General features: G+C 47.5%; 7 protein-coding genes. 2 read left to right on the forward strand and 5 right to left on the reverse strand.

Translation table 11 applies throughout. From position 1 onward, the window contains the following. Positions 1 to 16: 16 nt before the first annotated feature. Complete coding sequence (locus L1285_RS02030) at positions 17 to 2,182, reverse strand: phosphatidylinositol-specific phospholipase C domain-containing protein (RefSeq protein WP_235410781.1); 2,166 nt, start codon at positions 2,180 to 2,182, stop codon at positions 17 to 19. 1,068 nt (positions 2,183 to 3,250) lie between these two features. On the opposite strand from L1285_RS02030, the gene L1285_RS02035 reads away from it, so the two are divergent. Then, positions 3,251 to 5,194, forward strand: coding sequence for a RecQ family ATP-dependent DNA helicase (locus L1285_RS02035; protein WP_235410782.1), 1,944 nt, complete (start codon positions 3,251 to 3,253; stop codon positions 5,192 to 5,194). A 241-nt stretch (positions 5,195 to 5,435) separates the two neighbouring features. Here the strand turns inward: L1285_RS02035 and L1285_RS02040 are convergent, their stop codons facing one another. Continuing rightward, positions 5,436 to 6,752 (reverse strand): hypothetical protein, encoded by a 1,317-nt coding sequence (locus tag L1285_RS02040; protein WP_235410783.1) that lies wholly within the window; start codon positions 6,750 to 6,752, stop codon positions 5,436 to 5,438. Positions 6,753 to 6,853: 101 nt separating this feature from the next. Then, the gene (locus tag L1285_RS02045; protein WP_235410784.1) at positions 6,854 to 8,521 is read right to left on the reverse strand and encodes an AIPR family protein; all 1,668 of its coding nucleotides are present in this window, start codon (positions 8,519 to 8,521) and stop codon (positions 6,854 to 6,856) included. A 634-nt stretch (positions 8,522 to 9,155) separates the two neighbouring features. Here L1285_RS02045 and L1285_RS02050 point away from each other — a divergent pair. Next, positions 9,156 to 9,440 carry a type II toxin-antitoxin system Phd/YefM family antitoxin gene (locus L1285_RS02050; protein ID WP_235410785.1) on the forward strand — a complete coding sequence of 95 codons (285 nt, stop codon included), beginning with the start codon at positions 9,156 to 9,158 and terminating at the stop codon, positions 9,438 to 9,440. 82 nt (positions 9,441 to 9,522) lie between these two features. On the opposite strand, the gene L1285_RS02055 is transcribed toward L1285_RS02050, so the two are convergent. Beyond that, on the reverse strand, positions 9,523 to 10,749 hold the full coding sequence (locus L1285_RS02055) for a DUF1552 domain-containing protein (protein ID WP_052713331.1): 1,227 nt from the start codon (positions 10,747 to 10,749) through the stop codon (positions 9,523 to 9,525). 30 nt (positions 10,750 to 10,779) lie between these two features. Beyond that, entirely contained in the window at positions 10,780 to 13,950 is a 3,171-nt protein-coding gene (locus L1285_RS02060; protein ID WP_235410786.1) for a DUF1592 domain-containing protein, read from the reverse strand. Between the last annotated feature and the right edge of the window lie 11 nt (positions 13,951 to 13,961).

Here is a 13,961-nt window from a genome sequence, read left to right on the forward strand (position 1 = left end):
AATAAAGGTAAACCCGTTAAGGCAAGCAACTGGCCTTGGTGAAGAAGTATCTCACTTCGTAGTCTTCACAGGTGGTGTAACTGCTGCTTCCGCCATTGCTGGAGTTCCAGCAGGCAAAGCCTGAGCTGTTATTGACCAGGTTTTGGCCGGTCAGGCTTGAGTCCAGCTTGTTGCCTTTGACTCGTGCAATCACCCCCGCAACATCGCTGGTGCTGCAACTGGCGCCGATGTTACCCACTGACTGGTGGGAACTGAATAGCTCATTGTCACCGCTGGCCGGGTCATCGCGGTCAAGCCAGCCAGTGGCATAGAGCCCGCCGTTAACCTGTGAACTGGCGATGCGATAAACGCCCAGTGAGTTCAGTTCTTTATTATCGGTGCCATGAAAGGCAAACAGTTGCTGGCTGGCGCTGGCCGAGTAGGTTGTACAACTGCCAGACGAAGTACCGCCTTTGATTGAACTGCCATTGCTGGAAGTCAGCTTCAGATAATACACCGTATCATAGCCATATTTGCCATCGTCTTTACAGATCTGCAGGCTTTTTAGGTGCTCGCCCTTGCTGCCATCAAAGGTGAGCTTATTACCCCAGCTACCGCCGCTGCCGCCATAGGTAACGCACATTTCTGACGTGCCCACACTGGTATGGGACAGGCTCTGTTTGGTTTCGTAACAAGCCTGAAAGCCATCTACCCGATTGTTTGAGCGAACCCGTACTGAGCTGAGGTTGAAGGTGCCGCCCACCAGGGCTTTACGCTTTAACAAGGCAATATCGTTAAAGCCATCGCCCTTATTAGTCGAACCCACCGCAGTGTTTTTCACATACTGCCAGTCGATATGCTCAGCGGAGTTCGACAACCAGAAATCATCGAACGCCTTGTAATAGTTCACCCAGTGGTGCTCGGAGCTGGCACCTATGGTGTTTTGTAGTTGCACATGCTCATAGGCATTGAATGGCATCGCAAAGGTATAGCTGCCGCCCAGGCTCAGACAGTTCGCAAAACCCATCTCCCAGCTACCCTTGCTGGTGGTCAGCTTCCAGTTACGGTTATCATCTACACAAGCGTGGTACTGATAGGTAGAGCAGGCTTTGTCGACGATAGCGGCATCGCTTTCTAGACTGGCACAGTCGCCCGAACCATTGGGTCGGTTCGATTTCCACGACCAGATAAAGTCTTCAATCTGGACTTCATTGGCACCATAGCCGCTGGCAGCGCTGGTGTTGTTGGCTTCGACCAACGCAAGCTCAAGAATTTGCGCGCCTTTATTGGCCCACTTGCTGATCACATTGCTGCCAGTTTTACTTGAACTGGGACCATCCGGGTTAAGCTGCGTCGCGCCATCAATGATCACCGTCATATTGTTGGCCAGATAGTGTGCGGTCTGATCGCCGTTCACACACTCATTGCTGCCATTCTGGCAAAACGGTTGGTTGCTTTGCAGAGTGCCACTGGCATCGAAGGCATCGACGCCGATAAATACGGTATTCCAGAATTTAGAGTAACTGCCACTGCTGTGATAGGAACACAAGTTGCTGTGATCCCTGGGGGTTTGCACCACCGCTACCAGCTGCTTACCCGCCGCCAGAATGTCGCGTTTGGTGAGGTGCGACACCGGCAAAGAGGCACAGCTCTTATCGGCATAGCCCCAGTCAGAGGGCATCAACAAATAATCACCTATGTCTTTTTGCAGGCGCTCGCCAATTTTGTTGTGCCAGTTTTTATGGTCGTTATGCTTGTACGATTCGATTTTCAGTAACACCACTTCGTCCGGGTTGTCTTTCAGAAAGTCTTTAATGTCGTCTAACCCTTCCGACAGCTTTGCATGAAAGCTTGAACAAATGGCTTTATTTTCCAGCGAGTTGTGGCACAGCATAGGGGTAGAGTCAAAGGTGCCTTCCGGGTAAATATCAAATTCCATCACCCGTATGCCGCGTTTTAGCAGACTCTTGGGAGAATAGTACTGATTTACATCGGTATACGTACCTTTACTCCAGGCATGTGAGGCATAGGCATTGTGCGCCCCGGCCCACAGAGTTTTAGAAAAGGGCGCAAAGTTATCTATCTGCCCTTGCAAGTCCAATCGTGTGACTTTCTCATCATCGGTATCTATTGCGGCATGTACCGCAAACGATGCCGCGACTGCACCTGCCAGCAGCAACGCCAGTGTGTTGTTTGATTTCATGGTAAAAATCCTCTCCTTTTAGTGTGAAGCTGGTCCTTAATCAGGGTGCTTTTTTCGCCCCTGTACTAGCAACCGCGGCAAATATAGGCGCGAAAAGTGCAAGAAGTGTGAAGATGTGAGTTTTAGCTCTAATTTCGCTTGATTTGAGTGTAGATAGCTTCTTGTAATGGTTAGAAAAAGACCGAATCTTTGCGCACAGGCTGTTTGATGAAAAAAGCAAACGGAATGTACTTAAAAAACTGTAATAGAAATGAAGGCATGAGAACGGGGAAATTACTAATATGCAGCTCGGTATTTTGCTGCTATTACGAACTCGACAAACCTCTTCATTATCCGGCAGCTTGCCAGCCTACAGCACTATTATGTCCTGCTAACGTCGAACTTAACCGTCATCCCGGACGCGTGCGGGCCGGGATCTATTAACCAGCAATTCTGCGGCTTCTTCTGGTCGCGGACCTAACCAACCCTGCTGTCGTCCCGGACGCGTGCGAGCCGGGATCTATTAACCGGTAATACTTTGGCTCCTTCCGGTCACGAACCCAACCACTCCCACTGTCATCCCGGACGCGTGCGAGCCGGGGTCTATTAACCAGCAATACTGTGGCTCCTTCCGGTCACGAACCCAACCACTCCCACTGTCATCCCGAACGCATGCGAGCCGGGATCTACTAACCGGCAATACGGTGATTCCTTCTGATCGCGTACCCAACCAACCCCTCAGTCATCCCGGACGCGTGCGAGCCGGGATCTATTAACCGGCAATACCGTGGCTCCTTCTGGTCACGAACCCGACCACCCCCTCGGTCATCCCGAACGCATGCGAGCCGGGATCTATTAACCGGCAATACGGTGATTCCTTCAGATCGCATACCCAACCAACCCCTCAGTCATCCCGGACGCGTGCGAGCCGGGATCTATTAACCGGCAATACCGTGGCTCCTTCTGGTCACGAACCCGACCAACTTCGCCGTCACGTGGAAGCCTGCCACTCGTCAAACTGGTTAAGTATTGTTGGAGATTGGTAATGTGTTATCTTACACGGCAGTTGTTAACACGGAATTTTGCATCATGAACGAATCGGCGCTCCACCAAACCTTATCGCAACGTTTTGGCTTTTCAGCATTCAGACCTGGCCAGGAACAAACAGTCACCCAGCTGGTCAACGGCCACTCTAGCCTCGCAATATTCCCAACTGGTTCTGGTAAGTCCTTGTGTTATCAACTGACGGCATTACAGCTGCCCAATTTAACCTTAGTTATCTCGCCACTGCTGGCGCTTATGAAAGATCAGCTTGAGTTTTTACACAGCAAAAACATCAATGCGGCCAGTTTAGATTCAACGTTAACCCGGGAGCAAAGCCAGTCTGTGATGCAAAATGTCAGAAATGGCAGCATTAAAGTGCTGATGATCTCGGTTGAGCGTTTTAAGAACGAGCGCTTCAGAGAATTCATTAAGCAAGTGCCTATTTCTATGCTGGTGGTTGATGAAGCGCACTGTATCTCTGAATGGGGCCACAATTTCAGGCCCGATTATCTAAAGTTACCCGACTATCGTAATGAGTTAAACATCCCGCTAGTGCTGCTGCTTACCGCCACGGCGACCAAAAAAGTAAAGCGCGACATGGCCAACCGGTTTGATATAAAACCCGAGCACATTGTCCAGACGGGCTTTTACCGTGCCAATCTGGATCTAAGCGTGTATGCCTACCCGGAAGCGCAAAAAGTGCAGGCACTGATTGGCTATTTAAAGCAGCAAGCTGGCGCAGGCATTGTGTATGTCACGCTGCAACAACAAGCAGAGCAGGTGGCTAAGCAGTTGCAGGCGGCCGGCGTAAATGCCGCTGCCTATCATGCCGGGCTGGATGACAGCCTTCGTCAGAGTATCCAAAACGACTTTATGAACAATCACAAGCAAGTGATTGTTGCCACGATTGCCTTTGGTATGGGCATAGACAAATCCGATATTCGGTTTGTGGTGCACTACGATCTGCCAAAATCAATAGAGAATTACAGCCAGGAGATAGGCCGCGCAGGGCGCGACGGGCAATTTTCTGAATGCATTACCCTGGCTAACTTAGATGGCGTTGCGACGCTTGAGAACTTTGTTTACGCCGACACCCCGGAGCAAGCCAGCATTCAGGCACTGATTGACGAAATTCAATCAACGCAACAGCAGGGGTTGTGGGAAATGCAGGAGCTCAGCGCCTCCAAAGTCAGCAATATCCGATTGCTGGCATTAAAAACCTTGCTGGTACAGCTCGAACTCAAAGGCGTGATTGAGGCCAAATACGCCTTTTACGCCGACTTTAGATTTAAGTGGTTACGCACAGAGCAGGACGTCATCAGCATGTTCGATGCGAACCGTCAGCAGTTTATCCAGCAGATAATTGCCAATACGCACTTTAAGAAAGTGTGGGGCACCGTTGATATTCAGGCCTTAGTGCAACAAGGACATGACAGAAATCGAATTGTAGCGGCGCTGGACTACCTGCATGAGCAAGGGCATATCGAGCTTGAGTCAAAACGCATGATGCAGGTGTATCAGGTTATTGATACTAAGCTGGCAGAGCCAGATTTGGCCAAAGAACTTGCGGATTACTTTTTAGAGAAGGAGCAAGCCGAGGTTAAACGTATTGGGGCCATGCTGCGCTTTTTTGAGTTAAACACATGTTTAAGTTACAACTTAGCGCGCTATTTTGACGACGAAAATGCCCCAGAGCAATGCGGGCACTGCTCGGCGTGCCGAGGCCAAGTTGCACAATTAACCCAGTCTAAGCAGGCCGAATTTCCGCCGGACGATACGTTACGAAACGACTTAAATGCGCTAAAACAGCATCTGATGCAAATTGGCGTTACACCCAGCCTGGCAATACTAACCCGATTCCTAACCGGCATGACTTCGCCACTGGCAACGTCTTCCAAATTCAGACAACGTGCCGGGTTTGGCAGCTGCGCAGACATTCGCTATCAGCAGGTTTTGAGTAAAGTACAGCAATTAGGTTTTGGGACATAATGGTGGATCAAAGGTGTAGCGCATCTTTATCAGATAGCACCAAAATCAAAGTGAGACAGTGTTTGAATGAGCATCGGCCTGGCAGTCAAAGCTGACACGGCCGAACCACATCTTCAAAACTAGAACTTTTTCTCAAAACCGACATCCACCACCGTCATCCCGGACGCTTGCGAGCCGGGATCTACTAATGTGCGGTACTGCATTATTTTGAAGCTCGTTTAATTGGTTGAATGTCACATGTTTATTTGTTATGGCTGATTATTTTTCTAAGCTCCCTGTATTCCCGTTTTATGAGCCTATGAACGCTTAGTCTTGTAGGTTTTGGTCTGGACATTCTTTCTGTTCTCACGGGCTCACTGTATAAGTGCTCAAGGTAACCTCCACAACCGTGGGATTGAAAATAATCCATTGTATTTATTTTAGGCAGAGGGATAAGATCGCCTTCGGACTTGCTGTAAATAGCCCCTTTTACCGGAAACAAAGATAAAAGATCACGCAGATTATTATCGAAGGATACAAACATTGGTATAAAATATCTACCATCGCTAGCTCTAGTCATAGAAGTAATTAATTTCTCCATAAACCTAGGGGCAGCCATATCCCAGGCGATATTATCAAGCTTCTTGAGGAGGCCTGACATTGGCATACCCTTCTGTATCTTATTTAGAATGCCAATGCTATTTCTATTCAAAAAGTACTTGTGTGCAGTGATTGACTCCCTATCAAAGTAAGCTCCAACTACTTCATGAATATAATTGAAGTAGTCCGCCATTTTGTTTTTTGCATTTCTATTTGATGAAAGCTGAATTTTTACCATTCCAATTAACTGTAATAATATCAGTTTTTGAACTAGAACGAAGTCCAGAATATGCTCCTTGCCAATTTTAGATGCGTAAAAATCATAAGCGAAATCTATTGCTCTACGAGACGCATTACGATATGTGAATACTGGCTTAGGGTTTGACGTTCTTTTATACTCTTTACAGTCAATGCTTCTAAATATCTGTAGGCTGACTAAATTTGAACGAAAATCCTTGTCAAGAGCTTTCCAAAATGAAAGCTTTGACCTGTGTTCTTTGCCAATAATATTGATTACACGCTTTGTATTTTCAAGCATATAAAACAAAGCGTCGAAGTTCAGATCATCATGCAAAACCCCGTCAATCAAAGGTATGATTTTATTTTGCATTCCCCCAAGTGGCTCGCCTCGAACCAATTTATTTATATAGGAAGCAATATTGGTATCCAGCATCAATGTATAGTCAATATCAAACTTTACTTCGTTTGAACTAAACATATTTCTTAATAGGTCATCTTCAAGGAAGTAAATATGCTCAGATTCAAAATAAGGGACAAGATAATCAAGAGGGGTTTTGGTATACTTCTTGATTGACTGTGGGAGCGTGCTGCGTCTATAGGAATCCAAACAAACAATACCCACTAGATCTGGGTGCTGCGCTCGCATACTTGACCACGCAATTAATGCATCATCTGGAGTTTTTGCCGCCGATAGAATAGATGCGCATAGTTGCACATCCTGATGTTTAAATGCTTCCACTAGCACTCCCTTGTATTGAATTATTGCCCTAACGCCGCCTTCTGAGGAATCTCTATGTATATTTTTAAATCACGGTGATATGCAAAGTTCATTTAGCTTTGCTAAACGTTTTCCCGCTCTTTATTTTGAATAAATGAAGCGACCTTTGTTTTTGTTTTAGCATCTTTAAAATATCTATTAAAGGAAAAGGATTCATCTTTGCCTTGGGTTTCCTCAACTAATTCGGCGATATACGTCATCGCAATGGGTACAAGCTTTACAGCCTCTTCAAAATCCAACCGTTCAATTTCCCTTTCGTCACAGATCTGACCAATTGCGAATAAGACATGGTAAGCTCCGTCTATAAGAAACAACTGGTTGGAATCGAAGTCCTCTTGCTTTCGAATCGCAGATTGCAGATTCTTTTTGATAGTCTCAATAACATTTAATATTTTTAATGAACACAGCAATTCATCGGCTAACAGTTCATCTGTGAAGACTTGATCATATAAATCTGAGAATATCCTTCCTCGATCTTTCTTCGCTACTTCTGGCAGTTCTAGCCCATAGGCCAAGTGGGCTTGCCCCGCTGTTAAAGCGTCTATTCTATTTGGCTTTGGCTTATCTGAGTGCTGACTTAATTTTCGTTCGTAGAAAAGACCCATTCCTTCAAAAGCCTCTTCGAGCTTCTTCTGAATGTCATCATTCGAGCGCAAATCACTGCTTTTTATTGGAGTCTGGCTATTTGTCGATTCGGCGATTGCGAGGCTTACGGGTTGGGATTTTGTTTCTATAATACGAACGAGTATTAGTACATCATCTAGCTTTTCAGGTGCCATTTGACTCGCCTCAAATAGAGCATTTGATGTCTGTCCACCATTTACAATCTGTATATTTTTTAGTTCAACTATTGGAGCCCGTTTCCCTTTTGGATATGAGAAAGAGTCACATGTAATAGTGATTCCGTTGTTTAGATACCAAAATAACGGATTATCCTCAGAAAGAGCCGTTTCTATTATCTTTCTGTTAATCTTGTTTGTTCGACTTAAGTAAACACGAACATTGTCATTAAATATTTCTTTTTGAACAGATGTAGGGGTTTCTGGGTCAGTTATAATTCTTACAACTTCAGCTGCTTCTACCGTGCAGATCAGCCCACGAATACTGCCATCAGTTCTATCAAAATAGTCCTTATCTACAACTTGTATTTGGTCGTTAATAATTGCAGATTTTTTGTCAACAAACATCTCTACAATTGAGTCTAAGCTATGATGGTGAACGTTAAAGTACTTGAATTTACCTAAAGATGCGTTAGCTCTATCTTTTTCCGCATCTTGCATTGGCAGTGTATTTCCGCAAAAATGAACTTCAATGGAGGGTTTTGGCTTATCTAGTGCCGCCCACATTTCTTTAACCTTATTCCACAAAATAGGGTTGCAAGTATCTTCCAATGACTTGTTTAGATCTAAGAGATCATCAAAAAACGAAACTAACTTATCAATTTCACCACTGGGGAAGTTTTTCTTTGTATTTTCAAAGCTGTCGACATACTTAAACTGAAATACATGTATTGAGTTACGTCCATCTCTATCATCGACAAAAACAGCATCAACTCCGCGATCCTTCGAGCCATCTGTAATTGAATCTTCAGCCTCTTCATCAGAAACCGCCAACAATGAAGAAACCATTAAAATTGGGAATGCTTTTTGCGCAATATCCACTCCATTTTCTGGATCAAGATATGCCTTGACTTTATGATCCAGCGTATTCCAATCTAGTAAATTTGCCATCCAAATTCCTTGCTTATTATTGACTTAAGGCTCTAAACTGCATTTTCATGTAGCGTATTTGTATACATGCATACGCGGTACGCATAATTGCTGGTTGAACTGGACCACTACCTGTACGCCATATGGCTGGTGTGGTTTATGCTGCGGGATTTGATTTTGATGAGTGACTAATGTTTTAAATCGATTGTGACATAAATCGCTTCAACATGACTCATACCCTGCCAGAACAACTTTACTGATGAGTATTATTAGACCCATCTTTTTCCTATTTGGCAAGGTGCTGTGATTTCGGCAAACGTGATTTACACTCCCTTGCCTATGGTATTGGAAGAGTATCCATCATCGCTATACTTGGCAATCTAAAAAGGTCGCGATCTAGTTTGCTATGTCTTATCTTTTCACTGGCTATCTTCACTCTCGTTGCATTTTTCTGCCTGCAACACTTAGAGAAGATACAGTCGCACTGCTTTATAAACTCTACAAGAGCAGCTAGGTAGCCTTATATTGAGTAATAGCTTCCGCCATGTACTCAGCTCCGCTAGTGCACCAACTATCACATCACACCCAACTTCTTGCTCCTCATCATTAGTTGAACTATTATCTGTACGTTATTTTGTACTTTTTAGGGTTCGTTATGAGTCGTATTCATCTGGACAAAGATATTCAGTCGCTTTCTGAGTTTCGTGCTGGTGTTGCATCCTATATCAAGCAAATCAATGAGACGCGTCGTCCATTGGTAATCACCCAGCGCGGTAAAGGTGTTGCCGTTGTACTTGATGTGGCTGAGTACGAGGCGATGCAAGAGAAAATTGAATTGCTGGAAGAAATGCGTGCAGCTGAGGCTCAGTTTGCTTCAGGTCTTGGCGTGTCAAATGAGGATGCGCGTACCCAAGTGCTAAGCCACAAAAAAAGCCCCTAAAAAGGGGCTTTGCTGTCCTGATTATCTATAAACCAAAACTACTCACTAAATAGCAGTTATCAAAAAAAGCCAAAACAACCACCTAAACAATCACCCCCGGAATTTCCTTACCAAACCCAAGGTCTACGCCACAGGCTTTGGCTGCGGTGTGCAGTACATCGTGCTGGTTGTAACCAGAGCCGATATCGCTGACTACGCCTCGGTTGATGCGGGCGCCGCCGCCGGCGATTAGATAGGCGCAGGGGTTGGCAGAGTGTTTGTCTGCGTGGCCCATGTCGGTGGTTTCTAACACCACTGTGCTGTCTAAGATGCCGGCTGCTTTGAGTTTTTGGATCAAATAGGCGCTCAGGCTGCCCAGGTGGCTGCGCATTTCGGTGTAGTACGGGTAGTTTGGCTGGCCGTTACTGCCACCGTGAATGGCGTTGTGATAGTGCCCCTGGAAGTTCAGCTCAGGAATACGGAACTCTGACTGGTGGTTACCAAAGGCCAGTGATACCGAGCTGGTCAGGTTACATTGTAAAGCTGCCACGGCTATGTCTGCTTGCAGCCTTGCCTGCTGACTGAAGGTATCAAAGGTTAATGGGAACTCAGTGTCATCGGGGGCAATACCACAGGAGGTGCCGCCAGAGAGCTCATCTAAACGCCGCTGAGTGTCTGCAATGGCATCAAGATGGTCATTCATGCGCTGTATTTCGTAGCCTGCGAGCCTGTTTTTAATCGCGTTGGCTGCCGACATATGCGCATTCATGATAGGCGTTTTGCTGTTGCTGCCCTGGGCGCCGCCAAACACCATTTTATATACGGTGAAGGGGTTTTCCTGGAACGGCAAACGGTTACGGTTGTCTTTGGTTAAGTGACCCTGGCCATTACTGTGAACGCCTAAGTTCAGATAACGAAATGGCAGGTTCGGGCCTAACGCGTTACCCATAGTGACGTCGTAGCTGTCGCCGCCCCAGCTCTGGGCGAGCAGCACCGGCATACGGCCATGACCCGCATTGGAATGGGCCATATTGACCATAAAGTTACACTCGGTTTTAACCGGCTCATAGCCTGCCGACATCACGCCCAGTTGCATGGTTTCACCGCTGCCTGTGGGGTTCCAAAGCGACGCAATAGAGCCGCCCGGAATATAAATAGACACGGTTTTGTTGGGCAGCCCGGCGTCCATGGCATCGGCATGTCGTGCGTAAAGCAATCCTGATACCAGCGGCGATGTGCGGATCAGGGCGGTCGAAATACCCGACGCCATAAACATTTTTAATAAGCTGCGGCGCGATATCGCCATGTTATTTAAATGCTCTTTTTTCATGTTACTAACCTCTTAATGTTGTGACCCGCATTACTCGCTTCTGGACCAGGCTTTGCGATAACGCACCGACTTGAGTGAACCAAATTTCTCCAGCATGGCTCTCGGGCTTTCCTGCATCATGGTGTTGGTCAGTGTGTCGATTTCACACATATAACCGACCTGCTCTGTCTGAGACAGACGCTTGTCTTCTTCACTCGTCGGGTCGATTGAGTCATGACCCACACCCATTACGTAGCGGAACATTTGCTGTGGTAAGCAGCTTTGAGCAGAAGACAGGTCGGCTATCACAGCACCTAACTGTTTAGTGCCGTTGAATGGCACAAAGTCACTGACCTGAGCGTATTTCTCAGGGGCGTAGAGGGTGCCCGATGCATTGATCACATTACCGTTGTTGTCTTGATTGCGGATGTTGCCCACCGCATCAAAGTCTTCCATACCAAAGCCCATCGGGTTGATGTACTTTTCGTGGCAGCTGGAACAAGGCTGACCTTCGGTCAAGCTGTGGTACTTAAGTCGGTTAGTGGTCGTCGGGTCTTGCAACAAGTCAGACAGCTCGGCAAGCCTTTGCTCTCTGGCTTCAAAGGTACCGGCTGGCGGATCGGGCTGCTCCTGGCACAGCATACGGCGGCGTACTCTGACCGAGCGTAAGATAGGGTGCGACTCGTCTACTTCTGCCCAGCGCGACATAAACGCACCATTGGCCAAGATGCCACCGCGCTGTGTGGTCTCAACTTTTTGCATGTCATCACCCGATACGCCAGGAATGTTGTAGTGGTTGGCCAGTAACTGGTTGACGAACGTGAAGTTGGCGGTATACAGCGAGCCAAATTTTTCGTCCGGCTGAGTCATGATGTAGGAGAAGGTTTCGTTGATCTCCGCTTTCATGGCGGGTACCAGATTGGCAAAGCCCGGATAGTGGTCCTGATCTTTACTGGCGACCTCTAAACTGCCCGTGCCCAGCCAGCTGCCTACAAAGTCACCCAGCACCGGTTTGGCTTGCTCGGCCAGGCGGTTCGCATGGGCAATGATATGGGCTTCATCGCGCAGCTCGTCACGCTCAGCGGCCTGCCACAGAAGCTGATCTGGCGATGAACCGGTAAAGGTATAAGACAGGAAGGTAGCCATTTCCCATGAGGTTAGCTCAAAGGCGTCGTAATCCAGCTCTGAGTTATCCGGGTTCGCTTCGCCCAATTCATGACGATAAATAAATTGCGGCGAAGACAGCAAGCCTTCCAGCGCTAACTGCATGCCCGCTGCAAAGTCGTTATTGTTGAAAAATCCGGTTGCGATCAGTCGATAACTGTCCGCTTCATCCTGCGTTAGCGGACGGCGGAATATCTGCGGCGCTAACTCATCAATCAAACGGTTGGCACAGTCTTCGTTAATGGCTGCACAACTTAAAGCAGGCGAATAGCCATTATCAGCCACCCATTGTGCGATTTCTTCGGCAACCAGCAGGTAGTTGCTGTAGTTAGAAGGCTGCACCGCGGCATGGGTATTATTGATGAAAAAGCCCACCTGAGAATCCGGCGACAGGCCGTCTGACACTTCAAAATCAACTCCCAGTAAGTCTTCTACTGTGTTTTGATATTCGGTTTGGGTCAGTATTTTTAACTGTCTTGCACCGTATGCCACAGGCGCAACACCCACATCACAGGTTAATGGCGCAGGCCACAGGGTTTGCAGGTAATCCGCGATATCCGTAGCACACTGCTCATCACAAGCACCCGGCGCGCCATAAGGCATAGTCGCGGTGATCACATCAATCATGGCCTGTACATCGCGTTCTGTATTAAGCGCAGGGAAGGAACCCAGACCGCCACCCTCAGAGCCATGACAACCTGCACAGTTGGTTTTGTACAGTTCCATGCCACGGGCAATGGGGTCGGTTTGCGTGACTGTGACGCGCGCAATATTACTCGGCTGGGAGGGCACTGAGTTGTTCAGCGCAATTACCTTGTAATCAAACTCGCCGGATTCCGGTAAACCCGACTCGTAATAACTGGCGTTAGAGGCAAGCGTTGCGGTGGTGTGCCAGCGGCCATCAAGCGATTTTAAACGCACCAGATAGTTGGTTTCGTTATTGCTGTTGTCGTACCAGCTTAATTGCGCCTGCGCTTCGGCCGATAGCACACTGGCGCTGAGCTCTGAAGGTGCAGCGGGTTTGGCCGCCATATCAACCGGCTCAAAACCGTCTTGCTCGGCTGATAAAAAGGTCAGGTTAAAGTAAACCGGTACGGTCTCGCCAATGCCACTCAGGTTAGCGACCACTCGCAGTGCCTCAATACCATAGTCCATATCGAAGGTTTTACTGTCGATGATCATCGGCGTAAGTGTACTGACATTAACATGGCCCGTCGCCAGCTTCACGACCAAGACATCCAGGCTGAGTTCATGGTTAACGCCATGCAGGCTCATCTCGCCGGTAACGGTTTGAACCGTCGGGTTGCCCACTTCCAGCGTGCTCAAAACTGCGGGGTCAATCTGAGTGCTGAAGTACGCCGTTGGCAGTAATTCTGTTTCAAACAGCAAATCCATAACCCGGCTGTTTCTGATCTCCACACCGGTAGACACACTATTTAAATCAACTGCCAGAATTACGCGCCCGTCGGCATCAATACTGCCCGATAGCGCAGGAGCAGCGTTATTCTGCGACGCAAACTGGTTCAGCTCTGCCACATGGTCTTTTTTGACCGACACGTAACTAAGTGAAGACTCTGCGCTATCCAGTGCCCACAAGCCCGTTTCTGTGACCGCATCCGGGGGCGTAGTCGGGCCAGAGTTGCTACACACATCGCCATTGAGGGTAATGGCAACATCTTCACTCAGGCCATTTTTATTGGCAACAAAGCCGAGACCGTAAGATTGGTTGGCGTGAACGGTATGGCCCTGCGAGGTGATGGTACAGCCCGTGTCGTTACAGTCGAAATTGCCATTCCAGCCATTTTGCAGGGAGATGCCCGGGTTCCAGGTGAGTTCGAGGGACCAGGTGTTAAAGCTCTGATCTGAATCATTTTCAATGACTATCTCGGTTTTAAAGCCGTTGTTCCAGTTATCCGGAATGTTGAATGAACACTGCGCTGCCTGAGCAAATTGCGCGCTTGCGATTAAACTGATGCAGGCGGCAAATTTTGCCATGGCAGGTGCTGCAGATTTGCTACGAGTCAAGGTAGAGAATCGTGGTAAATTATTGAATATCATTTTCTTTCCCT

Source organism: Pseudoalteromonas sp. DL2-H2.2 (genome assembly GCF_021532535.1).
Taxonomy (GTDB): Bacteria; Pseudomonadota; Gammaproteobacteria; order Enterobacterales; family Alteromonadaceae; genus Pseudoalteromonas; species Pseudoalteromonas rubra_A.